The following is a 25,880-nucleotide window of genomic DNA, read 5'->3' as shown; positions in this document are numbered from 1 at the left end:
CAGCGTCGGGCGCGGGTTCCGCGACACCGAGATCCGGATCCTCGACGCCGACAAGCGGCCGCTGGGCCCCGGCGAGGACGGCGACGTCTATTTGCGCGCACCGATGAGCGCGGGCTACCGCTATCTCGGCGGGGCGCCGCCCCTCCCGTCGACCGACGACGGCTTCCGCTCCGCCGGCGACATCGGCCACCTCGACGAGGACGGCTATCTCTACATCGTCGACCGTCGCGTCGACATGATCGTCACAGGCGGCGCCAACGTCTTTCCCGCCGAGGTCGAGTCCGCGCTCGCGGGGCATCCCGGCATCGCCGACGTCGTGGTCATCGGCCTCGCCGATGCGCAATGGGGGCGGCGCGTGCACGCGGTCGTGCAGCTCGCCGAGGGGGCCTCGCTGACCGAAGCGCAGATCATCGAATTCGCCAAGGGTCGGCTGGCGCCCTACAAAGCGCCCAAGACCGTCGAGTTCGTCGACGCCATCCCCCGCACGGCGGCCACGAAGGTGAACCGCTCGGCCATGATCGCAGCCCGCGGCGGCTGAGCGCTCGGAGTTGTGTCGGCCACAGCCGGCATAATCGAACTTATGTTCGAGTCGGAGTCCGCTGGCCTGCTGGATCGCATGCGCGCGGCGTCACGGGCGGAGAACCGGGCGGCCGGGGAGCGGCTGGCCGCGATCGCCGACCTCGATGCGCTGCGGTTGCGGCAGTTCGGGGAACGGGAGACCTGGTGCGGCGACACATGGGACGCCATCTGCGCCGAAGTGGCCGCGGCACTGCAGATCAGTCAGGCGCTGGCCGCAAGTTTCCTCAACTATGCCCGCGCGATGCGCAACCGCCTCCCCCACGTGGGCGCCGCGCTGCTGGCCGGCGACATCGGCTATGCGACGTTCCAAACGGTGGTCTACCGCACCGACCTGATCACCGACCCCGAGGTGCTGGCCCGCGTCGACGCCGCATTGGCGGCCCGGCTGACCCGATGGGTGGGCATGACGCGCGGCCGGCTCAACGCGTCGGTCGACCGGATCGTGGCCCGGGCCGACAAGGGCGCGGTGCGGCGCCGCCGCGAACGCCAGGCGGGGCGGGAGTTCTCGATCTGGGACGTCGGCGACGGACTGACGGAGGTCTTCGGCAGGCTCCTCAGCACCGACGCCCACGCGGTGGATGCAAAACTAACTGCGTTGGCCGCCACCGTGTGTCACGGCGATCCGCGCACCGCGATGCAGCGCCGCGCCGACGCCATGGGCGCGATGGCAGCCGGTGCGGAGCGGCTGCCGTGCCGCTGCGGGCAACCCGGCTGCCCCGCAGGCGGGAGTCGGGTCCCTTCGTCGGTGATGATCCACGTGATCGCCAACCAGTCGACGGTCGCCGGCGCCGGCGCCGGCGCCGATTACGGTTACCTGGTCGGCAGCGACGCGCTGATTCCGGCGGAACTGATCGCCGAATTGGCCGGCTCGGCGCGGTTGCGGCCGGTGGCGCATCCCGCCGACGCGCCGCCGGAACGCGGCCACCTTCCCTCGCAGGCGCTGGCCGACTTCGTGCGCTGTCGCGACCTGACGTGCCGGTTCCCCGGTTGTGATCGCCCGGCCGCACACACCGACCTCGATCACACCATCGCTTACGCCGACGGGGGTGTCACGCACGCCGCCAACCTCAAATGCCTTTGCCGCCAACATCATCTGATCAAGACGTTCTGGGGTTGGCATGATCAGCAGTTGCCGGACGGCACCGTGATCTGGACCGCACCGTCGGGGCACACCTCCGTGACCACGCCGGGCAGCGCGGTGCTGTTTCCCACGCTGTGCGCCCCGACCGGCGTGCCTCTTGCCGCCGCGGCGCCCGTACGGGACCGCTGCGCGGATCGCGCCCTGAAGATGCCGCGGCGCCGTCGCAGCCGAGCGCAACACCGCGCCGCCTACGTCGCCGCCGAGCGGCGCCGCAACGGCGCGACGGCCACCCAGCGGCAGGCGCCACCCTCCGAGGCGGCCGGGGCGCACGCCCGAGCGGCGACCGGGCCCGCGCCACCCGACGACCCACCGTTCTAGCTACAGCGCGGTAACCTCATTCTCATGTCAGAGCCCGGGGACGACGTCGAGATCACGCGCGGGGACCGCTTCATCAAGACCGCGGTAGCAATCCTCGGCGAGACGGGTCGCACCGACTTCACCGTCCAAGAGGTCGTCGCACGCTCCAAGACGTCGCTGCGCGCGTTTTATCAGCATTTCAGCAGCAAGGACGAGCTGCTGCTGGCGCTGTTCGAACGCACCATCGCGCAGTCGGTCAAGGCCTGGCGCGGCGAGACGAGCGGGTTGGACAGCACGGCGGCGCTGAAATTGGTGATCGACCGGGTCAGCGAGCAACCGGAGTCGACCACCCAGGACAGCCTCAACCGGGCGCTGATGCTCTACAACCAGCACCTCGCCGAAACCCGTCCGCGCGAGTACGCCCGCGTGCTCTCGCCGTTGCACCGGCTGATCCGCGACATCGTCGGCCAGGGCATCACCGAGGGCGTCTTGCACCCCGGCCTTGACGTCGGTGCGGCCGCCGCCATCGTGATGCAGACGATGATGGGCGCGCAGCGATTGCATTGGCTGGGAAGCGAATTGAACGGCGCGCCGGTCGACGCGGGCCAGCTCTACGACTTCTGCAGCCGCGCCCTGGGCATCCGCGACACCGACGACACCGTGCCGGAACCGTCGCTGTCGGAGTTGTTCGGCCAGATCGGCATGCGCGCCGGGCAGCGCGACGGCCACTTCGCCATGACCATGCCGGTGAGCCCCCAGGTGGTGAACACCTCCGGCGCGCTGCAGGGCGGCCTGATCGCCACGCTGGTGGACGTGGCGGGCGGCCAGTTCGGGCTGGACTTCCTGCAGCAGGGCACCACCATGACCACCGCCGACCTCTTCATCCGCTACCTGCGGCCCATTCGGCAGGGCTCAGCCTTCGCGGTCCCCCGCATGCTGCGCGCCGGCCGGCGGGCCATGGTGATGCAAATCGACATCTACGGCGACGCCGACGACGAGCTGGCGGCCACCGCGACGGTCAACTTCGCGATCATCAACGGCGCCACGCCCACGATTCCGCGGCGCGCGGGCGGCGCAAACGGACGTTCGAACCGACGCTGAAACGGACGCTGTCCCGACCAACGCCCGGGTGGTAACGTCATTACCATCCAGTGAGAATCTCGACTCTCCGAGGAGAACGCCATGCCCTCTCGCGAGCTTCCGTTCCCGGTGTTCGACGCCGACAACCACATGTACGAGCCGCAGGAGGCGCTGACCAAGTTCCTGCCCGAAAAGCGCAAGCACGTCATCGATTACGTGCAGGTACGGGGCCGCACCAAGATCGTGGTGCGCGGACACATCAGCGACTACATCCCCAACCCGACGTTCGAGGTGGTGGCCCGCCCGGGCGCCCAGGAGGAGTACTTCCGCCACGGCTCGCAGGGCAAGAGCTACCGCGAGATCCTGGGCGAGCCGATGAAGGCCATACCGGCGTTTCGCGAGCCGGGCGCCCGCCTCGAGGTCATGGACGAGCTGGGCATCGACTACGCGCTGATGTTCCCGACGCTGGCCAGCCTCGTCGAGGAGCGGATGAAGGACGACCCGGAGATGACGCACGACGTCATCCACGCGCTCAACGAGTGGATGTACGAGCAATGGTCGTTCAACTACTCCGACCGCATCTTCGCCACCCCCGTCATCACCCTCCCGATCGTCGATCGGGCGCTCGAGGAGCTGCAGTGGTGTCTGGAGCGCGGCGCCCGCACCGTGCTGGTCCGCCCCGCTCCGGTGCCCGGCTATCGCGGCAGCCGATCCTTCGGGTTGGCGGAGTTCGACCCGTTCTGGCAGGCCTGCGTGCGCGCCGAAATCCCGGTGTCGATGCACGCCTCGGACAGTGGCTACTCCGAGCTGCTCAACATTTGGGAACCCGGCGACGAGTTCCTGCCGTTCAAGCCGACCGCCTTCCGCAGCCTGGCGATGGGCCACCGCCCCATCGAGGACGCCTTCGGCGCCCTGATCTGCCATGGCGCGTTGAGCCGCAACCCGGATTTGCGGATCCTGTCCATCGAGAACGGCGCCGACTGGGTGCCGACGCTGTTCCGGGGCCTCAAAGGCGTCTACAAGAAGATGCCCCAGGCCTTCGCCGAGGACCCGATCGAGACGTTCAAGCGGTGCGTCTACGTCAGCCCGTTCTGGGAGGACCGCTTCACCGAGATCGTCAACATGGTGGGCACGGACCGCGTCGTGTTCGGCTCCGACTGGCCGCACCCCGAGGGCCTGAAAGACCCGATCTCGTTCGTCGACGAGCTGTCCGATTTCAGCGAAGAGGACCAGGCGAAGATCATGGGCGGCAACCTGATGAAGCTGATGAAGGTGACCGCGCCGGCCAAGAAGCCGGTGTCGGCCTGACGAGCCGCCGAAACCGCCTGTGCCCAAACGGCACCCGGCAAGGAGCCTACAGCTCCTCGACCAGGGAGCCGGAAGTTCCTCTAGCGCAGGCCCTTTGACGCCGCGACCCGTGCCGCACCGCTGACGACCACCGGTCATCGTGGGCGTGCGAATCGTTATCTGACACCTCCGCAACCGAACCGCTGCCGCGTTGACCTCGTGAGGCCGTCACTTCCGATACCGCGCCATATACCCGCCGCGACGAAACTGTTGCAATATATACGCGTCGGTCGTTGCTAATCTATTGGTCGACGTGTGTTGAATAGGTCGACGCGTAGACCCGACCCTCGTCGGGCTAGCCGGTCGTTCGAGGACTTGCGAGGAGGCACGGCCAGATGACGGCCGAAAGTGGCTGGGATGCAACGGTAGGCGCGGCCGAGGACGTGCGACGCGTCTTCGAGAACGTCCCGGCTCTGCTGGTCGGCCTCGAGGGTCCCGACCACCGGTTCATCGCGGTCAACGCGGCGTACCGGGCGCTGAGTCCCGCCCTCGATCCCATCGGTTTGTCGGCGCGCGAGGTCTTCCCCGAGTTGGAGGGCCAGCAGATTTTCCAGATGTTCGACAGGGTGTACGAGACCGGCGAGCCACAGACGGGCTCGGAATGGCGAGTGCAGGCCGACTTCGAGGGCGCCGGCGACGCGCAGGAGCATTTCTTCGACTTCGTGGTCACCGCGCGCCGGGCGACCGACGGCTCGGTCGAGGGCGTGCAGCTCGCCTTCATCGACGTCACGCAGCGGGTGCGCAGCCGGCAGGTCGCCGAAGACCGCATGCACGAGCTGTCCGCGCGCTACCGCAACATCCGCGATTCGGCGACCGTGATGCAGCAGGCGTTGCTGGCGCCGTCGGTGCCCGTGGTTCCCGGCGCCGACGTGACGGCGGAATATCTCGTCGCGGCCGAGGACACCGCCGCCGGCGGTGACTGGTTCGACGCCATCCCCTTGGGCGATCGACTGGTCCTCGTGGTCGGTGACGTCGTCGGGCACGGGGTCCAGGCGGCCGCGGTGATGTCGCAACTGCGCACCGCGCTGCGGATGCAGATCGTGGCGGGCTATCCGATCGCCGAGGCGCTCGCCGCGGTCGACCGCTTCCACGAGCACGTGCCCGGCTCGAGGTCGGCGACGCTGTGCGTCGGTTCGCTCGACGTCAGCACCGGCGAGTTCGAGTACTGCACCGCCGGGCACCCGCCACCGCTGCTGGTCGGCGCCGACGCGGCCGCGCGCTACCTCGCGCCGTCGGGCGGCGGCCCGCTGGGCAGCGGGTCGGGCTTCCCGGTACGCTGCGAGGTTCTCGATGTGGGCGACACGATCCTGCTCTACACCGACGGTCTGATCGAACGCCCCGGCCGGCCGTTGGTCGCCAGCACCGCCGAATTCGCCGAGCTTGCGGCCAACATCGCCGGCGGCCAGAGCGGCTTCGTCATCGAGTCTTCGGCGCGGCCCGTCGACCGGCTCTGCTCGGAGACGCTGGAGATCCTGCTGCGCTCGACGGGATACAGCGACGACGTGACTTTGCTTGCGGCACAACGGCGTACGCCGCCGGCACCGCTGCACCTCACCCTGGACGCGACGATCCGCACGGCGCGGGTGGTGCGCGCCGCGCTGCGCGACTGGCTGACGGAGATCGGCGCCGTGGCCGACGATATCTCCGACATCGTGCACGCAATCTCCGAGTTCGTCGAGAACGCGGTGGAACACGGCTATGCCACCGAAGTCCCCGACGGCGTCGTCGTCGAGGCGTCGTTGGCCGGCGACGGCAACCTGCACGTCTCGGTCGTCGACCACGGGCAGTGGAAGGACCACCGCGAAGGCGAGACGGGCCGCGGGCGCGGGCTGGCCATGGCCGAAGCCCTGGTGTCCCAGGCACACATCACCCACGGGACCGGGGGCACCACCGCCACCGTGGTGCACCGCCTGTCTCGACCGGCGAACTTCATCACCGACACCCTGGCCGCCGGGACGGCCCACCAGCGGGAGGCCAACTCGGACTTCGCCTCCGCGGTCACCGAGCCCGGCCGCCTGGTGGTCAGCGGCGAGGTCGACGCCAATACGGCGGCCACCCTGGACCGCCAGATCGCTGTCGAAAGCCGTTCCGGCATAGCATCATTGACCATCGACCTCAGTGAGGTCACCCACCTCGGCTCGGCGGGTGTCAGCGCGCTCGTCGCCGCCCGCGACCGGGCGCGTCGGCAGGGCAGCGAGTTCGCGTTGGTGGCGCCGCCGGGCAGTGCGGCCCACCATGTGCTGTCGCTGGTGCAGATTCCCGTCGCCACCGGCCTGGTCGAGAACCTGGTGGCCGAGGGCTAGGGGCGATCGCTCCGGGGGCCATGCCGGACTTGGTTGAACGGCACACCGCGGTCCGCGGCGTACTCGCGCGGGAAGCCCAGCACGCGTTCGCCGATCACGTTGCGGGCAACCTCCGTGGTGCCGCCCCCGATCGCCACGGTTTGCCGGGACAGGTAGCGCAGGCCGGTCTGCAATCCGTCCCCCACCGCGCCCACCACGCCGGCGGCTCCCGCGATCTCCAGCGCCGTGTCCACGTCCAGGGTCACGGTCTCGGAGTGGAACAGCCGGATCAGCGTGCCGGCCGCCGGCGGCAGGACGCCGTCGCGGACGTTGCGGTAGACGTGGTCGATCAACTGCTCGGCCACCGCCCGGTGCACCAGGGCCCGGCCGGCCAGCTCCCGCACGCGTGGGTCGTCACCTTGGCCCGTCTTCTCCGCGAGTGACACGAAGTCAACGGGATTCGCGTTGCCACCCTCGCTGCCGCTGCCGCTGGCGAACTCCGATCCCTGCCCCACGGCCCGGCGTTCGTGGTAGAGCTGCCGCGAGGCCACCGCCCAGCCGCCGTTGACCTCTCCGACGACCGCGTCGTCACCGACATCCACCCCGTCGAGGAACTCCTCGCAGAACTCGGTGGAGCCGCTCAGCATCGTGATGCGGCGCAACGTGATTCCGGGGTGGGCGATGGGCACCAGGAACATGGTGAGGCCCTCGTGCTTGGGCACCTCCCAATCGGTGCGGGCCAGGCACAGCCCGTAGTCGGCGGCGAACGCGCTGGTGCTCCATGTCTTGGCGCCGTCGAGCACCCAACGGTCGCCGCGGCGTTCGGCCCGCGTGATGACCCCGGCCAGGTCCGAGCCGCCGCTCGGCTCGCTCAACAGCTGCACCAGCACTTCCTCACCGCGCAGCGCCGCGGCGATGTGCCGCTTCTTCTGCTCCTCGGTGCCGGTGTCCAGCAGCGTCGCGCAGCAGATGGTGAAGGTGGGCGTGTTGAGGATCAGCGGCATCTCGTAGCCCAGCGACTCGGCGTCGAACGCCTTCTGGTACTCATACGGCAGGCCTTGGCCGCCGTATTCGCGGGGGAAGCACAGGCCGGCGAATCCCCCGTCGTAGAGCCGCCTTTGGAGTTCACGGGCGCGCGACCACGACGCCTCGTCGTCCCGCGGGGCCGGGGGCGGGTTGTCGGGGTCGATGGTCGGCATGTTGTCCGCCAGCCAGGCCCTGGCCCGCGCGGCGAACTGCGCGACCGACTCGGTGGGCGTGTGCGCGGTGCTGGTCATCGGTGGGCTCGACCCGCCTTCTCGGCCTCGTAGACGCGCAGGTTGTGCTCCTGCGGCGTTCCGAACATGTTGCGATACAACGTGACCCGCCGAAGGTAGAGGTGCAGGTCGAATTCCCAGGTGACCCCGATACCGCCGTGCAGCTGGACGCACGACTGCACGATCTGCCCGGCCATTTCGCCCACGTAGGACTTGGCGATGCTGGCCGACAGGCCCGCGTCCGAGCGCCGCGCGGCGACGGCGGTGACCGCGGCGGCCGTGGTGGCCCGGCACGCCTCCAGCCACAGCTTCATGTCGGCGAACGTGTGTTTGAGCGCCTGGTAGGACGCCAACGGGCGACCGAACGAGTGGCGGTCCAGCGCCCATTGCACGGTCATGTCGAACACCGTCTGCAGAACGCCGACGACCTCGGCGCACTGCAGCACCTGGGCGATCTGGCTCTGCCGGTCGACCAGCGCGGCGGTCTGCTCGGCGGTGCCGACGGCGGCGGTCGGGGGCACGACGACGCCGTCGAAATGGACTCGGGCGTACTGCTTGACCAGGTCGACCGACTGCTGCGGCTCGACGCGAAGCCCGGCGGCGTCGGTGGGCACCAGGAACTGGCGGACGGCCTCGTCACAGCGCGCCACCACCAGCAACCACGCGCTCTGGGCGCCCGCCTCGACGCGGTCCTTGGTGCCGTCGATGCGGTAACCGGCCTCGGTGCGGGTGGCCGTCAACGTGGGCGCCAAGGGCGCCCAGCCCTGCCCGGGCTCGCAGACGGCCCACGACGCCACGGCCTCCCCCGCGATCAGCGCCTCGATGGCGGCCGCATGCGCGAGCGGATCCGCGCCGTCGACGAGTGCGGTCAGCACGACGCTCACCGGGTAGAGCGGTCCGGGCGCCACCGTGCGGCCGAGCCGCTCGGCGACCACGGCCAGATCGGCCAGCCCGCTCTCCGAGACGCTCCCCCCGCCCAGCTCTTCCGGGACCAGCAGGCCGGTCCAGCCGAGTTCCGCGGCGCGCCGCCACCAGGCCGGGTCGAACGACGCTCCCGCGGCATGCAGTTCCCGCACGCGGCGTAGGGGTGCCTCCTTGTCGAGGAAGGCCTGGGTGGTCGAGGTGAAGAGAAGTTTCTCGGGAGAGTCGAGTGTGGTCATGCTGCCTCTCGTCGAGTTCGCCGGCGGCTTCGATGGTAGCAATGGCCGCTACGGTAAGAGCTACCGGAGCCGAATCGATAGGGCGTCACATGGCGAACACACGCCGCAGGGAGCGCGCGTGCAGGGCCCAGTTCTCCTGCGAGACGTCCCATCCGGGAACGGACGCGTCGAAGCCGTTGAATGCCGCTGCGATGACGTGCAATTCGGTGTGCACGTACGCGTGCAGCAGCCGGTTGGCGAAGTCGATGGCTTCGTCGCGGCACGGGTCGATCTCGGCGCAGTCGATGAACGTCGGCGGCAGCCCTTCGAGATTGGCGCGATGCGCCGGCACGTGTTGCCCGGTGGCGCTGGCGTGCCCCAGGTAGTGGCCCCACGCGCGGCTCACGGCGGGGCCGTTGAGGCCCGGCGTGCGTTGGAACTCGCGCCGCGACTGCGTCGCGTCGGAGTCGAGCATCGGCTGGTGCAGGATCTGCACCAGGATCTGCGGGCCCTCGTCGTCGAACATGCGCTGGCTCAGCCCGGCCACCAGGGCGGCGCCGGCGTCACGGCCCATCACCGCGATGCGGCCGACGTCCACGCGCAACTCCGCGCAGTTGCGCAGGGCGTAGTACAGGCCCGCCTCGACGTCGTCCAGCGCGGCGGGACAGGGGTGTTCGGGCGCCAGCCGGTAGTCCACCGACACCAGCAGGCAACCGCCGGCCCGGGCGAGTTCCACACACTGCGCGTGGTCGGTGTCCAGGTTGCCGGTCACGAAGCCGCCGCCGTGGGCATACAGGACGAGGGGTGACCCGGCGGCCGCCCGGTCCAGGTCGGGCCCCCGGTAGAAACGCAGGCTCAGCTGATGGCCGCCGGGACCGGTGATCGACCGGGTCTCGATGTGCACGCCGTCGGTGTCGGCGGCCGCAGCGCGCTCGGCGGCGAGCCGGTCGGCGTGGGTCCGCTCGTCGGCCAGCGTCTCGCTGCGGAACTCGACCACGCCAAGCTCGAGCGCGGCATCGCGCAGCGCCGGGTCGAGGCGGTTAAGGCCTTGCGGCCGCGTCACATTCGTCTGTGTCATAGCCTCTCGTCTTCCGGTGCATGGTGCGGGCCGACCGTCGGGACGGGGCCGGTGGCCGAGAACAGAGCCACCTTCAAGGTAGACCTGCGATTTCGGGGGGCGAACGACGAGGTGGCGCGGGCGGCGGAGCGCCGTTGGGCTTCGTTGCTATCTATATTATGATAGCGAAATTCCGCTGGCTTCAGGAGGGGCGCCGATGACGCTGAGCACCGACCCGGACCGACAGCCCGTCTCGCTCGACTTCACCGGTGAGACCAGCCCCTACCCCTTCTTCGAATACATGCGGCGCACCGACCCGGTGTGGCACGGAGCCCTGGGTGACCCGAGCCAGCTGCCCGAGGAGCTACGCCCGTCCGATGAGTGGGTGCTGTTCGGTTACGACGGTGTGCACCAGGCGTTTCGCGACGACCGGACGTTCACGTCGGCGGCCTATGACAAGACCATCGGCCTGGTGATGGGCCACACCATCCTGGCCATGGGCGGCAAGGAACACCACGACCACCGCAACCTGGTGGCGAAGGCTTTTCGGTCCAGCGCGCTGGCGCGCTGGGAGCCGTCGGTGGTCGCACCGGTCTGCGACCGCCTGGTCGACGAGATCAAGGCCGACGGCCACGCCGACCTGGTGAAGGCGGTGACCTTCGAATTTCCCACCCGCATCATCGCCACGCTGCTCGGCCTGCCGCCGGAGGATCTCGACCTGTTCCGGCGGCTGTCGCTCGACCTCATCTCGATCCCGACCGACATCGTGGCCGGCCTCAATGCCGCGACCGAGCTCTACGACTACTTCCTCGGTCAGGTCGAGCAGCGCCGGCGCGCGCCCACCAACGACATCATCGGCGACCTGGTCACCGCGGAGATCGACGGAAAGCGGCTCACCGACGAGGCCATCATCGCGTTCCTGCGCCTGCTGCTGCCGGCCGGGTTGGAGACCACCTACCGGTCGTCGGGCAACCTGCTGTACCTGCTGTTGACCCACCCCGAGCAGCTGGCGCTGGTCACCGGGGACCGCTCGCTGATCCCGATGGCGATCGAGGAGGGACTGCGGTTCGAGACGCCGCTGACGATGGTCATGCGGACCACCACCGAGGAGGTGGTCCTCGGCGGCAAGACCATTCCGGCCGGCGCGCAGATCGACATGTGCATGGGCTCGGCCAACCGCGACGAGCACCGGTGGGCCGACCCCAACACCTTCGACATCCGCCGACCGCGCCAAGCCCACATCGCGTTCGCCGGCGGCATCCACATGTGTCTCGGGATGCATCTGGCGCGGCTGGAAACCCGGGTCATGCTCAACAGCCTGTTCGATCGTGTCAAAGATCTGGCCTTGGCTCCCGACGACGGCACGGGCGAGGAGCCCAAGATCGTCGGGCTCACCTTCCGGTCGCCGAACAAGCTGCCCGTCACGTTCGCCCCGGCCGCGTGAGGCGCGGTTGAGAAGCCGGGCAGCGGTCCTGCACGACGTCGGCGGCCCGTGGTCGGTCGAGGAGTTCGAGCTCGACCCGCCCCGCGCGGGCGAGGTGCTGGTCCAGATGGCCGCCGCCGGCCTGTGCCACTCGGACGAACACATCCTGCAGGGCGACATGTCGGCACCCAACGAGGTAATGCGATCGTTGGGCCTGCCGACGATGTTCCCGACCATCGGTGGCCACGAGGGCGCCGGCATCGTCCGCGAAATCGGCAGCGGCGTCACCGGATTCGCTCCCGGTGATCACGTGGTCATGTCGTTCGTCGCGGTGTGCGGCCAGTGCCGATGGTGCGCCACGGGGATGGAATACCTGTGTGATGCCGGCATCGGCACCATGGTTCCCGGCATGCCCACCGACGGCACGTTTCGCCACCACACCGTCGACGGCCGGCCGCTGGGCCACCTGGCCAAGGTGGGGGCGTTCGCCGAACACACTGTGGTGTCGACGGATTCACTGGTCAAGATCGAACCGCACCTGCCGTTGGCGCCCAGCGCGCTGCTATCGTGCGCCATTCCCACGGGCTATGGCTCCGTCGCGAATCGCTCGGGCATGCGCGCCGGTGACACCGTCGTCGTGGTCGGGGTGGGCGGGATCGGAACGGGCGCGGTGCAAGGCGCTCGCATCGGCGGCGCCGCGGCCGTCGTCGCCGTCGACCCGGTGGAGTTCAAACGCAAGTCGGCGCTGCGGTTCGGCGCCACCCACAGCGTCGCCACGGTCGCCGAGGCCGCGGAGGTGGTGCGGGAACTGACCTACGGGGTGATGGCCGACGCGGTGGTGGTGTCGCCGTCGCTGATCGCGGCCGGTGACGTCCGGGACGCCCTGGCGCTCACCCGCAAAGGGGGGACGTGCGTACTCACCGGCATGACCTCGCAGCTGACCCGATCGGTCAAGATCGACCTGCAGGACTTCATCTTGATGAACAAGACGTTGGCGGGCACCGTCTTCGGCTCGTGCAACCCGAGGGCGGACATCGCCCGCCTGGCCACTTTGTATCAGACCGGCCAACTCCAGCTCGACGAGATGATCACCAAGCGCTACGCCCTCGACCAGATCAACGACGCCTACGACGACCTGCGTAACGGCGAGATCATCCGCGGCGTCATCGATTTCGGGATCGGCTGACGGCGCCGCCTACATCTTGATCGCGGGAATCAGCCTGCTGAGGTTCCACAGCCGGTCCCTTCGCGCCGACAGGCACGAGATCACCAGCGCGACAGCCGTTATCCCGATCAGCACGATGACCGCCTGCCACAGCCTGGCGTCGATGCCGCCGAGGATGAGCTGGCGCAATCCGTTGACGCCATAGGTCATCGGGTCGAAGCGGTGCAGGACCTGAAACGGCCGCGACGTGGTTTCCACGGGATACATGCCGCCCGCGCTCACGAGCTGCAACATGAGCAGCGCCATGATCAGCACCCGGCCCACTGCCGGACCGACGAGCGCGTTGATCGCCTGCGTGGCGGCGACGAACGCGGCGGAGATCAGCACCATGAACATCAGCATCGCGACCGGATGCACGGCGTGCATCCCGAGGGCGAACCGGACCACGCAGTAAAGGACCGCGGCCTGGCACAACGCGATCGCGGCAGCGGGCAGGTAGCTGGCAAGCACCACGCGAATCGCCAGCACCTCCGCGGCGATCGGACGAGTCTGCAAGGGCCGTAACACCATCCACAGCACCAATGCGCCGAAAAACAGGGCGAGCGTGAGGAAGAACGGGGCCATCCCGGTGCCGAAGTTGGGCGCGGCGTTCTCATGCGAAGCTTCGAGTTGCACCGGACCACCGATGGTGTCGGCGACCGAGTCCTTTTGCTGGCTGGTCCAGTTGGGCACCTGCTTGGCACCGTCGGCAAGCTTGGTCGCCAGCTCGGCCGACCCCGCCTTGAGTTGGTGTGCGCCGTCGTCGAGCTTGGCGATGCCCTCGGCCAATTGCGCGTTACCGGTGGACACTTGCTGGGCTCCGTCGCGCAGCTGGGTGAGCTTGTTGGTCAGCTCCTGTCCCTTGTTGCCCACCTGGTCGAGCCCCGACGCGAGCGGACTGCCGGGATTACGCAACCCCGACGTCAGATTGATCGCCGCGTTCTGCGCATCGACGAGCTGTTGGCGGATCTGCGGCGTGAATTGGTGACCCCGGAGTTGATCCTGGACGCCGCGCAGGTTGTTCGCCAGCGGATCCTGCCGTGCGGAAAGCTGATCGATCACCGACGTCAGCGAGTTCGCGGCGGCGTCCTGTGCCGCGGAGATGGCACCGATCTGGTCGTTGGCCTGCGTGAGCGCGGCGGCACCCTGTTGCAATTGCTGCGTGCTGCCGCCGATTTGCGACAACGCCTTGGTCACGGCGAGCAGCGGGTCGGTGGCCTGGTTGATTCCGTCCGACAGTTGCTTGGCACCGGCGGAAAGCTTCGCCGAGCCGGACCGCGCGGTGTCCAGGCCGGCCACCAGCTGACCGGCCCCGTCGTCGAGTTGCGCGGCCCCGTCCGCCGCCTGCTTGATCCCCGATCCGGACGAAATCACCACCGACAGCAGCTGATTGACGGCCTGCCCCGAGATCCGGCTGGATACCGCGTTGAGCACCTGGCCGAGGGCGGTGCGACCGATACTCGTCGAGATGTAGTTGTTGGCGTCGTTGTAGACGGCGATCAGGTTGGCCTTCTTGGGCTGCCCCGTCACCGGTGACGCGATCGCCGCGCTGAAGTCCGGCGGCAATTCCACCATGAAGTAGTACTGGCCGTGGTCGACCCCGTTGCGCGCCTCGGCCAAGTCCACCACGTGCCAGTCGAGGCCGCCGTCCGCGGTCAGGCTTTTGGCGATCTCCGCGCCCGCGTTGAACTGCTGCCCGGACACGACGGCGCCCCGGTCGGAGTTGACCAGCGCCACCGGCATCTTGTTGGTGTGGCCGAAGGGATCCCAGAACGCCCACAGGTACAGCGCCCCGTAGACCAGCGGCAGCAACATCAGCACGACGATCGCCACGCGCGTCAACCGGCTGCGACCGAAACGCTTGATCTCCGAGCCGAATGCGAGTCCAGCCAACATCGTCAATTTCCTCCGGTCAGGACGCGGCGATCGTGAAGCTCGTGCTCGGGTGCGTCGGCGCCGAGCGGATTGGTCACCCCGACGACGACGGTGCGCTGCTGGGCGATCACGCCCAGCCGTTCCACCGCGATCGCTCGCCGGGAGTTGTCGCGCACTTGCTCGAGGTCACCGACCACCAGCAGCGGACGATTCGACAGCAGCGCGAGCGTGATGCGCAGCAAAAACAGTTCCAGGTCCGACAATTCGACGATGTAGGTGTCCGAAGACGGCGGCGGCATGTCGCCGAAGACCTCCGTCAGCTCGGCCTGACCGGCTTGCAGCGGCACCAGCGAATACCACGGCGCCAACCACCGGCGTTGCTCGGCGAGGACGGTCGCCACGGTCACCGACTCTTCGAGTTCATCGATGTCGTCGAACGCCGCGATCGCGCACAGGCGGCGGATCGCGCGTGGCGTCGTTTCGCCGAGCACGCTCAGCGTGCCGTGACTGGCCTTGAATCGTCCCGCCAGCGTCAACAACAGCGTCGTCTGACCGGGACCCCCGGGCATCTGGATGGCGTGAAATCCCGGCGTCAAGGCCAAGTCGACTCCGGAGAACAGCGGCCCGTGCTCACCGTCGACCCCCAACCCGGCGGCGGTGATCACCGGTGCGGTGTCGTCTGGTTCGTTGGCATCCATGGTGTGGCTTTCCCTATTCGCCCGAAACCGGGATCGATTGCAGCAGTGCGGTGATCAGCCGCGAAAGCAGGTCGGGGTTGATGGTTCCCGGACGCAGGACCTCTTCCATCGCGACGCCCAGGTTGAGGGTGACGACGAGCTGCGCGATGTCGGTCAACCGCCGGTCGCCCGGCACGGTGTCGCTCGATTCGACGATGCGCAGCGCCTGGCCGGCCGCGGCGCGCCGGCGCTCGATCAGGCGGTCTCGAAGCTGTGGATCGCGCTGAGCGCGCAGCCAGTACTCGACGAGCAGCACGTAGTAGTCGGAATGGTCGCGGACCGAGTCGAGCACCGACCGGCTCACCTCGCGCGCGGCGGCGCCGGTGTCGCCGTCGCTGCGGTCCAGCGCTATCGCGATCTGCTCACCGCGCGACTCGAACTCGCGGTCGAGCAGAGCCAGGAACAGCTCATCCTTCGATTCGAAATTGGAATAGACCGCACCCTTGGTGAAGCCCGCGGCCTGACCGATCGCGTCGATGGTGGCGCCGGCGAAACCCTCCGCGGCGAACACCTTCGCCGCCGCGTCCAGGATCCGGTCGCGAACCTCGCCCCGGGTCGGGCGGGTGCGCAGCGGTTTGACGGGCGACATGTGCAGCAGCATACCCGTCAGTATCGTTTCGATACTAGTCGGTATCAAAGATCACCCGGGCCGGCGTGCTCAGCCGAGCCTGGCCGCGGTGCGCTCCCACAGGTCGGCGGCCAATCGCGGGTCGTTCGCCAGGCGACTGGTCTTGGCGATCTTGCGCTTGGCGTAGTACGCGCCGGGCGTCCAGTCGGCCACGGGCGCGCTCGACGCCAGCCGCACCAACGGTTCGGCGCCCTGGTCCGGGGTGGAGATGAACAGCGCCGCCGGGGTGTGCCGCTGCATGAAGACCAGGAATCGCGACCCGGAGGCGACGCCGATGTTGGAGTTGACGTTGCCGGGATGCACGGCCGCGACGGCAAGGCCGCCGACACGGTAGCGCCGGTGTAATTCCTTGGTGAACAACACGATCGCGAGCTTCGAAAGCGCGTAACCGGCGGCAGGCCGGCGGCTGGCGGTGTTCTCCAAGTCGTCGACGCCGGCACGGACGATCAGCTTGTGCGACGAACTGGTGGTGTTGACGATCGTGGCGCGGGATTCCAGCAGCACGTCCAGCAAGCTCGTGGTCAACAGGAACGGCGCGAGATAGTTGACCTGATAGGTGCGCTCATAGCCATCGGGCGTCAGCTCCACCTTGCTGGCCATCCCGCCCGCATTGTTGAGCAGGACGTCGATGCGCGGGTACTGCGAACGCAGCTTGTCCGCGAGCGCCCGCACCTGGGACAGGTCGGCGTAATCGACCACGAAGCAGTCCGCGTCCAACTCGGCGGCCACCGCCGCGGTCTTCGATGGGGAGCGGCCGACGACGACGACCCGATCGCCGCTGCGGCTGAGGCGCCGCGCCGCGGCCGCACCGATGCCGTCGCTGGCACCGGTGATGACTACCGTCCTGCGCGTCATTGCGAGACCTCCAGGCCGGAGTGTAGCGAGCACGCGGTAAGCGGGCCGCTCAGCGACGGGAATTGGACCGCAACTCGACGTCGAAGCTCTGACGCGATTCGCGCAGGGCCGCTGCGGTGTTGGCGTCGCCGCAGCGGATCTCGCAGAAGTAGCGAGCCAACAGGCCGCTTAGCTCAGCGCGTAGCGCACCGGCAGGTGCTTGAGGCCGCCGACGAAGGTGGTGGCAGTCAACTCCGGATCACCCTGCAGCTCAATGTATTTCAGTCTGGGCAACAGCTCGGTGAAGAAGCTGCTGACCTCCATTCGGGCCAGGGCGGCACCCATGCAGAAGTGCACGCCATAGCCGAAGGCCAGATGCTTGTTGGGGTCACGCCCGACGTCGAAGCGGAACGGCTCGGCGAAGACGTCCTCGTCGCGGTTGGCCGAGACGTACGACAACAAGACCGACTCCCCCGCGGCGATCCGGACGCCGCGCACGGTGGTGTCCGCGGCGGCGGTGCGCATGAAGGCCTTGACCGGCGTCACCCAGCGGATCATCTCCTCGACCGCCAGCGGCATGAGGGTGAGGTCGTCGCGCAGGCGGTCGAGCTGGTCCGGATTCTCGATGAGCGCCTGCAAGCCGCCGGAGATGGTCGCGCTGGTGGTGTCGTGACCGGCGGTGGCCACGATCAGGTAGTAGGAAACCGTCTCGATGTCCGACAACGGTTCGCCGTCGATGCGGGCGTTGGCGATCGCCGACGCGAGGTCCTCGGTCGGGCGCTCACGGCGCGCGGCGGTCACGCCGTTGAAGTACCCGAACATGTCGAGCAACGCCGGCAGCTGATCGTCGTTCGTGGCGCCCCGCCGGTATTCGGAGTCGTCGCTGCCGAACAACTCCTGGGTGAGGGTGAGCATGCGGGAAAAGTCCGCCTCGGGCAAACCCAGCAGCGACATGATCACGTACAAGGGGTAGTTGACGGCCACCTCCTGCACGAAGTCGCATTCGGGGCCGGCCGCCAGCATCTTGTCGACGTAACTTTTGGCCAGCTCGTCGACGCGCATCTTCAACGCGCGCATGGCCTTTGGCCGAAACCAGTCCGAGCCGATCGCCCGCACCACCCGGTGTTGCGGATCGTCGAGGTGGATCAACGTGCGCACGCCGGCGGCGGCCTGCAGGTCGTCGCCGGCCGCGGTGGTCAACACCGGACGCGGCCAGTTGGTGAACAGCGTGTTGTTGCGTTCGATGGCCATCACATCGGCGTGTTTGGTGACCGCCCAGAATGGGCGGTACCCGGCCACCTCGACCCGCGACACCGGCGCCCGGGCGCGCAGGTGGGTCAGCGCCGCGTGCAGCGCCCGTTCGTCGGTGTAGGCATCCGGATCGGCCAGCGCGTTAGCGGCTTCCTCCACAGTCGTTGCGGTCACCGGACTCCTTTGGCGCCAAGGACCTTGCCGGGTCCATCGACAGTGTGGGCAACTTTACCGTAAGCAATTCAGTATGCAAGGCCGCAGAGCCCGCTCGGACGTCCGGGACGGCACGAGGTAGGAACAGAGGATGACGAAATCGCAGGGCTGGGACGAGACGTTGGCCGATCTCGACCGTCGTCGGCGGCACGCGCGGGCGATGGGTGGCGCCGAACGGCTCGACAAGCACCGCGGCCGCGGCAAGCTCGACGCCCGGGCTCGCATCGACTACCTCCTCGACCCTGGCAGCTTCCGCGAGATCGGCACCCTGGCCGGCGGCGAGATCGCCGCCGACGGCATCGTCGTCGGATCGGGCCGGATCAACGGGTCCCCGGTGATGCTGGGGGCGGAAGACTTCACGACCCTGGCGGGCAGCATCGGCGCGGGTAACAACGCCAAGCGATTTCGCATCGCGGAATTGGCTCTGCGCGACAAGATTCCGTTGGTGATGCTGCTCGAAGGCGCCGGGTTCCGGGCCGCTGAGGAACACTACGGCCGCACCCCGACGGACCTGCTCGCCCAAACCCAGTGCTCGGGTCGCGTCCCCACCGTCGCCGCGGTGCTCGGGCCGTCCGCCGGGCACGGCGCGTTGGTCGCTCCCGTCTGTGACTTCCGGATCATGAGCGCCCAGGGTGCCATCTTCACGGCCGGGCCGCCCGTGGTCAAAGAGTCGACGGGAGAGGACGTTTCGAAGGAGGAGCTCGGCGGACCCGGCGTCGCCCTGCCCAGCGGGGTGATCCACAATGTCGCCGAATCCGACGAAGAGGTGCTCGACGACATCCGCCGTTACCTGTCCTATTTCCCGCCCAGCGCGTGGTCCTACCCGCCGCCCGCGGCCGACCCGGGCGAGTCGAGCGGCCCGCGGCACACCCCCGAGTTGCTCGACATCGTCTCGCGCGACAACCGCCGCGGTTACGACATGCGCGCGGTGCTCGACGTGGTGTTCGACCGGCCGGACTGGTTCGAAATACAACCGCGGTACGGCAGGGCGATCATCTGCGCACTCGCACACCTCGGCGGCCAGCCGGTCGCGGTGGTGGCCAACCAGCCGCAGGTGCTGGCGGGCTCCATCGACGCCGCCGCCGCGGACAAGGCGGCGCATTTCATCATGGTCGCCGATTCGTTCCATCTGCCGCTCGTGTTCCTCGCCGACAATCCCGGCATGTTGCCGGGCAGCCGGTCCGAACGCGCCGGGGTGCTGCGCGCCGGCGGGCGGATGTTCGCCGCGCAGACGGCGGCGACCACGGTGAAGCTGCACCTCACGCTGCGCAAGGCGTACGGGTTCGGCTCGATGGTGATGTCGCTGCTGGGCTTCGACCATCAGGTGGCGACGTTCGCCTATCCCGCCGCGACGATGGGCGCCATGAGCGCCGCGGCGCTCAGCCGCGCCGCCCGCGCCGGCGAGGACCTTTCGGCCGCGTTGCGCGACGCCGAGTTGCAGGCGTCCTACCGGTCGGCCGAGCGGCTGGGGTTCGACGAGCTGATCGACCCGCGCGAGACCCGCGACGCGCTGTTGGCGGCCTTGCTGCGCGGCATCTCGGCGCGGCAGGCCGCGGCCGAACCGGTGAGCCGGACCGTCATCCTGCCGTGAGGCCGGACCGATACGTCGCCACGATCGGCTCGAGCTCATCGGGCGTCGCGCCGTGCAGGATGACCGCGTCGGCGCCGTAGTCGAATTCGCGACGGATCCGGTCCACGCACTGACCGGCCGAGCCCGTGGCGGCGGGCTCCAGCCATGCGTCGGGGATCAGCGTGGCGATGTGCTCGATCTGCTCCGGGGTGCCCTTGTGGTCGATTCCGCCCGCGATCGAGGTGACCACCGGGTCCTGCCGAAACCGTTGCAGCGCAGCAGGATCCCAGTCATTCGTGCGGACCAACAGGTCACCGTAGCCCTGCAGGTAGGTGGCTAGGCGCGCGACGGTCTTCTTCAGCCGGAGGTGTTCGGGCAGGTGGTCACCGACGGTGGCCAGGCACGACCAGACCCGGACGTCGGAAGGGTCACGGCCCGCCCGCTCCGCGGCGGATTTGACGGTCGCCACACAGCGTTGCAGCGTCTCGGGCGTGAAGTAGGTGTGCAGGATGACGTCGTCGAAGATCCGGCCGCCGAGTTCGAGGGTGTTGGGTCCGAACGCCACCAGCGCCAGGCGGATGTCCTCGTCGAAGTCCGGGTCGAGGAACAGGATGGGATACTTGCCCATCGGCCCGTCGTGGTTGAGGATCAGCTCGCCGCGCCAGAGCCGGCGCATCACCTGGGCCCAGTCCTGCATCTGCGCCGTCGTGACCGCCGGTATGCCGAAGGCGCCGTAGATCGCGGCGATGCCCCTGCCGATGCCCAGCGTGAAACGCCCGCCGGAGAGCCGATGCATGGTGGTCGCCCACGACGCGGTGATCAGGGGGTGCCGGGTGTTGTGATTGGTTGCGGCGGTAGCGATCTGCATGCGGTCGGTGACCGCGCACGCGGCCCCGACCAAGGACGAGGCCTCCTTGACGTTCCAGCGCTCGGAGATGAACGCGGTGCCCAAACCCAGTTCCTCGCCGCGGCGGGCCTCGTCCATCAACGACGCCGGGCCCGCACCCCCGGCCCCGGCCAGCAAGTAGAAGCCCAACTCGTCGAGCGCCCGCTCACTCACGTCCACACTCCTTGCCCTGAAACCGCAATCCGACACCTCGTCGCGTCAGTCTGGCGCCGCATCGGCCACCTCTCGCAGGAAGCGGCGGGTGACCCCCTGCACCCGCCGGGAGAACACGTGTCCGACGTGGCTGCCGTCGTACCAGTAGAGCTGGCCGTTCCAACGTTCCTGCAGTGCAAGGGCGGGCCCGCGCATGGCCATCCGGTCGTGCCACGCCCCCACGATCAGCCGGCGGTGCGGCGGCGGCTTGGGTGTGACCGCCAACGGGTCGATGACCGACGTCAACGCGGTGACCTCCGGCGAGGCCAGCAGCGCGCGGAACTCGTCGCGGGAGCTGCCCCAGCGTCCCAGGTGCCGGGCGATCATCGCGTTGAGCCCGAGGATCGGCGTGTACAAGGCCACCGCGTCGACGCCGTCCTCCAAGTGAGAGACCAGCGTGGCGACCGGGGTACCCATCGAAATGCCGGCGACGACAACGGCATTGGCCTGCGGGCGTACCCACCGCAGCACCGCGCGCACCTCGGAGACCACCCGGATCATTCCCGCGACGTTGCCCAGCGGGTCCATGTCCGGGTAGGTCGGCCATTCGCGGCGCCGGCAGCCGTGGCCGGGTTGCACAGGCATCGCGACGTTGTAGCCCAGCTCGCGGTGGATCCGACCGATCCGGGACAGCACGAGGTCCTCGGCCCCACCCTGCCCGGCGCCGTGCACCCACACCAGCCAGGGCCGCGGCCCGTCGCTATGCCGGCACAGGTGCACCACGGCCCTGGCCGGGCCGCCCAGCCCGTCGGCCTCCAGCGTCGCCGGCAGCGCCGGATCGTGCTCGAAGGTCATCCGCTCGTAGGCCAGTCCGGCGATGCTGCGCCGCCGCAGCGAGGTCACCCGCAGGGGCGCCGGGTCCGCGTGGGCGCCGTCGACGCCGAGCGACGCCAGCTCGTCGGCCGCCGCGGCGCAGGAGGCGAGCGGCCGCACCGCCGCCGGGTTCCGGCCCAGCACCGAAAAGCCGCTCAGCACAAGCTCGTCGAGCATGACCTCGCCGAACTGCCGGGCCCCGCGCGGCGACAGCGCCGACCAGCCGGTCGATTCGTGCAGCCCGATCAGCGTGCGCGGCGTCAGCAGGCTCAACTCGCGAGCGATGTCCGTGGCGACCCCCAACCCGCTCAACGCCTTTGACGACACCTCACCCACCTTTCCCTGGCACCGCGCGCTGCGCACCACCTACCACCGATCAGCTGAAACCTATACTGTAACCAAATTAGTATCGGGCGCCCGGGGCCGCGACGCGGCCCGCCGGGCGGGCTCAATCGAAAGGACGCGATGACCGACACCGCGCCGCAAGTCCGTGGCGGATTCCCCGAGGTAAAGCCCGTCACGGATGCGCCGGAGGAACTGGGGCCGTTCATCGCGGCGCTGCGCCGCCTCCAAGACCTGACCGTGTCCACCAAGCCGGACGCCGCGCAGTGGGCGGCCGCAACCGCACACCTGCGGGACGCCTGCGCGCTGCTGGACGGCCATCAGGTCCCGGAGACCGAGGCGGTGGCCGGCCGGGTGCTGAGCCTGCCGGGGCTGGCCCACCCCCTGATGCCGCCGTGGCTGGTGACCGATTTGGGGCCTGATGGCGTGCGGATGGCGGGCCACTTCAGCACCGCGCACGTCGGCGGCAACCGCGCCGTGCACGGCGGTGTGATCCCGCTGTTCTACGACTGGCTCTTCGGGATGGTCGTCACTTCCGCGGGCATCCGGCCGACGCGCACGGCGTTCCTGCACGTCGACTATCGCAATATCACCCCGATCGACCAACCGTTGACCGCCTGGGGCGGCGTCAATCGCGTCGACGGCCGCAAGGTTTTCATTGACGCTACTATGACAGCCGCCGATGGCACCGTGCTGAGCGAGGCTAACGGCCTGATGGTTCGTCTACTGCCGCACCAGCCGTGAGGGGAACGATGTCCGACACCGCAACGCAGTTCACGGTGCCCGCCGTCGCGAGGGGCGTCGCCGCCGCCATCGGGGACCGCGAGCTGCTGATCCAGGGCGAGCGACGATTCACCTACGCCCAGACCATCGCGCGGGCGGAGCACCTCGCCGCCTACCTGCACTCCCGCGGGCTGGGCTGCCACACCGAGCGCGCCGCCCTCGCCGGGCACGAGGTCGGGCAGGATCTGTTGGGCCTCTACGCGTACAACGGCAACGAGTTCGTCGAAGCGCTGCTCGGCGCTTTCCAGGCGCGCGTCGCGCCGTTCAACGTCAACTTCCGCTACGTCAAAGCCGAGCTCGCGTATCTGCTCAACGATTCGGCAGCGACCGCGCTGCTGTATCACGCCGCCTTCGCGCCCCGCGTGGCCGAGGTGCTGCCCGAGCTGCCGCAGATGCGCGTCCTGATTCAGATCGCCGACGAATCCGGAAACGAATTGCTGCCCGGCGCAGTCGATTACGAGGACGCCATCGCGACCGGCGCGCGGCTGCCGGCTCCGCAGCTGAACCACTCGCCCGACGACTTGTACGTGCTCTACACCGGCGGCACCACGGGCATGCCCAAGGGCGTGCTGTGGCGGCAACACGACATCTTCATGACGTCCTTTGGCGGGCGCAACCTGATGACGGGCGAGCCGTCGAACTCCCTCGACGAGATCGTCGAACGTGCCGCCGGGGGCCCCGGCACCAAACTCATGGTCCTGCCGCCGCTGATCCACGGCGCGGCCCAATGGAGCGTCATGACCGCGCTCACGACGGGGCAGTCCGTCGTTTTCCCCACGGTGGTCGACCATCTGGACGCCGACGACGTGGTGCGCACCATCGAACGCGAGAAGGTCTCGGTGGTGACCGTGGTGGGCGATGCGATGGCGCGCCCGCTGGTCACCGCCATCGAGAAGGGGATCGCCGACGTGTCGTCGCTGGCGGTCATCGCCAACGGTGGTGCCCTGCTGACCCCATTCGTCAAGCAGCGGCTGATCGAGGTGCTGCCGAACGCCATGGTGGTCGACGGCGTCGGGTCCTCGGAGACCGGCGCGCAGATGCACCACCTGTCGACGGCGGGATCGGTGGCCACCGGCACCTTCAACGCCGGACCGGACACCTTCGTCGCCGCCGAGGACCTGACCGCGCTGCTGCCGCGGGGGCATGACGGCATGGGTTGGCTGGCGCAGCGCGGCTTCGTCCCGCTCGGCTACAAGGGCGATGCGGCCAAGACGGCCAAGACCTTCCCGGTGATCGACGGCGTCCGCTACGCCGTACCGGGCGACCGGGCGCGCCACGGCCGCGACGGTTCCATCGAATTGCTGGGCCGCGATTCGGTGACCATCAATTCCGGTGGAGAAAAGATCTTCGTCGAGGAGGTCGAAACGGCCGTCGCGTCGCATCCCGCGGTGGCCGACGTCGTGGTCGCGGGCCGGCCCAGCGAGCGGTGGGGTCAGGAGGTGGTCGCCGTGGTGGCGCTGGCTCCCGGCGCCAGCGCCGAGCCCGCGGATTTGGTGGCGCACGCCGCGCGGACGCTGGCGCGCTACAAGCTTCCCAAGGAGATCGTGTTCCGTCCGGCGATCGAGCGCAGCCCATCGGGGAAAGCCGACTACCGGTGGGCGCGCGAGCAGGCGATCACGGGTTGAGTCGGCGGCGGATCGGATCGGATCGGGGTGAGGACATGGGCGCGACGATGACCAAAGTGATGGCCGGCTTCCGGGTCTTGGAGGTCGCACAATTCACGTTCGTGCCGGCGGCGGGAGCGATCCTTGCCGACTGGGGCGCGGACGTCATCAAGGTCGAGCACCCGGCGCGCGGCGACACCCAGCGCGGCTTTGTGAACATGGGCGGCATCCAGGTGGATCCGGAACGGCATCCGCTGATGGAGCACCCCAACCGCGGCAAACGCAGCGTCGGGATCGACGTCTCCACGCCCGGTGGTCAGGAAGTGCTCTACGAGCTGGCCAGGACCGCGGATGTGTTCCTGACGAATTACCTTCCCGCGCAGCGGCAGAAACACAAGTTCGACGTCGAGCACATCCGGGCGGCGAACCCCGACATTGTGTACGCCCGCGGGTCGGCCTACGGCGACAAGGGGGCCGAGCGCGACACCGGCGGCTATGACGGAACGGTGTTCTGGACGCGCAGCGGCATCGGTTACGCGCTGACACCCGAGGCACTGGGTGGCGCACTGGGACAGGGCATTCCGGCGTTCGGTGATTCGATCGGCGGCATGTTCATCGCCGGCGGCATCTCGGCCGCGCTGCTGCATCGCGAGCGCACCGGCGAGGCCGTGGAGCTCGACGTGTCGCTGCTGAGCACGGCGTGGTGGGCGGCGGGGGCGAGCGTGACGCAGGGCATGGAAACCGGCGAGGTGATGCGCACGCCCATGCCGGGTTCCGGTGCGTCGGTCAACCCGTTCATGGGCAACTACACCACCGCCGACGGCGGCACGATCAACCTGTGCATCATCAGCCCGACGGGCCTGATCCGCGACACCTTCGAGCACCTCGGCATCCCCGAGGCGGCCGACGACCCGCGGTTCTCCGATGTGTTGCCGCTGATCCAGAACGCCGACGCGGCCTCCGCATTGATCGCAGACGCGTTCCTGGCCAAGCCCTTCGACTATTGGCGACAGCACCTCAAGACCATGAAGGGTCAATGGGCGCCGTTCCAGAGCCTCATCGACCTGGTCGACGACGAGCAGGCGCTGGCCAACGACATGATCTGTGAGGTGGAACTCGCGGCCGGCGGAAGGCCGTTCCGCGTCGTGCGTGGGCCCGTCCAGTTCAACCACGAGCCGCTGCAGACCACCAGGGCGCCGCAGGCCTCCGAACACACCGAGCTGGTGTTGATGGAACTCGGGATGGACTGGGATCGGATCGAGGAGCTCAAGAAGGCGGGCGCCATCGCGTGAACCGCCGGGCGGGCCACCGCGAACCTGCTGCGCG

21 protein-coding genes are annotated in these 25,880 nt (G+C 68.9%); 11 read left to right on the top strand and 10 right to left on the bottom strand.

What is annotated here, in order from left to right; all coding sequences use genetic code 11:
• From A5700_RS08540 to A5700_RS08520, 5 genes are all read left to right on the top strand, one after another.
• Positions 1-538, top strand: a 538-nt coding sequence (locus tag A5700_RS08540; RefSeq protein ID WP_156671141.1) for a fatty acid--CoA ligase family protein, incomplete at its 5' end; no start/stop codon positions are given.
• A gap of 42 nt (positions 539-580) precedes the next feature.
• On the top strand, positions 581-2,038 hold the full coding sequence (locus A5700_RS08535; protein ID WP_068072964.1) for an HNH endonuclease signature motif containing protein: 1,458 nt from the start codon (positions 581-583) through the stop codon (positions 2,036-2,038).
• A gap of 24 nt (positions 2,039-2,062) precedes the next feature.
• Entirely contained in the window at positions 2,063-3,118 is a 1,056-nt protein-coding gene (locus A5700_RS08530; protein WP_068072966.1) for a hotdog fold thioesterase, read from the top strand.
• A gap of 81 nt (positions 3,119-3,199) precedes the next feature.
• Entirely contained in the window at positions 3,200-4,405 is a 1,206-nt protein-coding gene (locus A5700_RS08525) for an amidohydrolase family protein (RefSeq protein WP_068072968.1), read from the top strand.
• Between the two features lie 374 nt (positions 4,406-4,779).
• Positions 4,780-6,747, top strand: coding sequence for a SpoIIE family protein phosphatase (locus A5700_RS08520; protein ID WP_068072970.1), 1,968 nt, complete (start codon positions 4,780-4,782; stop codon positions 6,745-6,747).
• Here the strand turns inward: A5700_RS08520 and A5700_RS08515 are convergent.
• The 3 genes from A5700_RS08515 to A5700_RS08505 form a co-directional block, all read right to left on the bottom strand.
• Positions 6,744-8,003 (bottom strand): acyl-CoA dehydrogenase family protein, encoded by a 1,260-nt coding sequence (locus A5700_RS08515; protein ID WP_068072972.1) that lies wholly within the window; start codon positions 8,001-8,003, stop codon positions 6,744-6,746. The genes A5700_RS08520 and A5700_RS08515 overlap by 4 nt on opposite strands.
• On the bottom strand, positions 8,000-9,142 hold the full coding sequence (locus A5700_RS08510; protein WP_068072974.1) for an acyl-CoA dehydrogenase family protein: 1,143 nt from the start codon (positions 9,140-9,142) through the stop codon (positions 8,000-8,002). The genes A5700_RS08515 and A5700_RS08510 overlap by 4 nt, the downstream gene beginning before the upstream one ends.
• Before the next feature lie 85 nt (positions 9,143-9,227).
• On the bottom strand, positions 9,228-10,199 hold the full coding sequence (locus tag A5700_RS08505) for an alpha/beta hydrolase (RefSeq protein WP_068072976.1): 972 nt from the start codon (positions 10,197-10,199) through the stop codon (positions 9,228-9,230).
• A gap of 196 nt (positions 10,200-10,395) precedes the next feature.
• On the opposite strand from A5700_RS08505, the gene A5700_RS08500 reads away from it, so the two are divergent.
• Positions 10,396-11,622 (top strand): cytochrome P450, encoded by a 1,227-nt coding sequence (locus A5700_RS08500; RefSeq protein WP_068072978.1) that lies wholly within the window; start codon positions 10,396-10,398, stop codon positions 11,620-11,622.
• Positions 11,623-11,629: 7 nt separating this feature from the next.
• Positions 11,630-12,787, top strand: a complete 1,158-nt coding sequence (locus A5700_RS08495) for a Zn-dependent alcohol dehydrogenase (protein WP_068072981.1) — start codon at positions 11,630-11,632, stop codon at positions 12,785-12,787.
• A 9-nt stretch (positions 12,788-12,796) separates the two neighbouring features.
• Here A5700_RS08495 and A5700_RS08490 read toward each other — a convergent pair whose 3' ends face one another.
• From A5700_RS08490 to A5700_RS08470, 5 genes are all read right to left on the bottom strand, one after another.
• Positions 12,797-14,701, bottom strand: a complete 1,905-nt coding sequence (locus tag A5700_RS08490) for a YhgE/Pip domain-containing protein (RefSeq protein WP_068072983.1) — start codon at positions 14,699-14,701, stop codon at positions 12,797-12,799.
• Between the two features lie 2 nt (positions 14,702-14,703).
• Complete coding sequence (locus tag A5700_RS08485; protein WP_068072985.1) at positions 14,704-15,378, bottom strand: hypothetical protein; 675 nt, start codon at positions 15,376-15,378, stop codon at positions 14,704-14,706.
• Positions 15,379-15,391: 13 nt separating this feature from the next.
• The gene (locus A5700_RS08480; RefSeq protein ID WP_068072987.1) at positions 15,392-16,018 is read right to left on the bottom strand and encodes a TetR/AcrR family transcriptional regulator; all 627 of its coding nucleotides are present in this window, start codon (positions 16,016-16,018) and stop codon (positions 15,392-15,394) included.
• A 57-nt stretch (positions 16,019-16,075) separates the two neighbouring features.
• Positions 16,076-16,900, bottom strand: a complete 825-nt coding sequence (locus A5700_RS08475) for an SDR family NAD(P)-dependent oxidoreductase (protein ID WP_068072988.1) — start codon at positions 16,898-16,900, stop codon at positions 16,076-16,078.
• Between the two features lie 168 nt (positions 16,901-17,068).
• Positions 17,069-18,289, bottom strand: coding sequence for a cytochrome P450 (locus A5700_RS08470; protein WP_068072991.1), 1,221 nt, complete (start codon positions 18,287-18,289; stop codon positions 17,069-17,071).
• 145 nt (positions 18,290-18,434) lie between these two features.
• Here A5700_RS08470 and A5700_RS08465 point away from each other — a divergent pair, with 145 nt between their 5' ends.
• Entirely contained in the window at positions 18,435-19,934 is a 1,500-nt protein-coding gene (locus A5700_RS08465) for an acyl-CoA carboxylase subunit beta (protein WP_068072993.1), read from the top strand.
• Here the strand turns inward: A5700_RS08465 and A5700_RS08460 are convergent.
• Both A5700_RS08460 and A5700_RS08455 read right to left on the bottom strand, forming a co-directional pair.
• The gene (locus A5700_RS08460; RefSeq protein ID WP_068073153.1) at positions 19,921-20,973 is read right to left on the bottom strand and encodes a TIGR03857 family LLM class F420-dependent oxidoreductase; all 1,053 of its coding nucleotides are present in this window, start codon (positions 20,971-20,973) and stop codon (positions 19,921-19,923) included. The genes A5700_RS08465 and A5700_RS08460 overlap by 14 nt on opposite strands.
• Before the next feature lie 45 nt (positions 20,974-21,018).
• Positions 21,019-22,152: a PHB depolymerase family esterase gene (locus A5700_RS08455; protein ID WP_068073154.1), complete on the bottom strand. Its 1,134-nt coding sequence runs from the start codon at positions 22,150-22,152 to the stop codon at positions 21,019-21,021.
• A 138-nt stretch (positions 22,153-22,290) separates the two neighbouring features.
• Between A5700_RS08455 and A5700_RS08450 the strand changes: the two genes are divergently transcribed.
• Genes A5700_RS08450 through A5700_RS08440 form a run of 3 tightly spaced genes read left to right on the top strand, consistent with a single transcriptional unit; the run spans position 22,291 to position 25,846 of the window.
• Entirely contained in the window at positions 22,291-22,911 is a 621-nt protein-coding gene (locus tag A5700_RS08450) for a PaaI family thioesterase (RefSeq protein ID WP_068072995.1), read from the top strand.
• Between the two features lie 8 nt (positions 22,912-22,919).
• A complete protein-coding gene (locus A5700_RS08445; RefSeq protein ID WP_068072997.1) occupies positions 22,920-24,575 on the top strand; it encodes an acyl-CoA synthetase in 1,656 nt (551 codons plus the stop codon).
• A 59-nt stretch (positions 24,576-24,634) separates the two neighbouring features.
• Positions 24,635-25,846 (top strand): CaiB/BaiF CoA-transferase family protein, encoded by a 1,212-nt coding sequence (locus A5700_RS08440; RefSeq protein WP_068073156.1) that lies wholly within the window; start codon positions 24,635-24,637, stop codon positions 25,844-25,846.
• Positions 25,847-25,880 lie beyond the last annotated feature (34 nt).

Origin of the sequence: Mycobacterium sp. E1214, assembly GCF_001666755.1 — a bacterium.
GTDB lineage: Bacteria > Actinomycetota > Actinomycetes > Mycobacteriales > Mycobacteriaceae > Mycobacterium.
The sequence above is the reverse complement of the archived record's forward strand: the minus strand, read 5'-3'. Positions and strand labels throughout refer to the sequence as shown.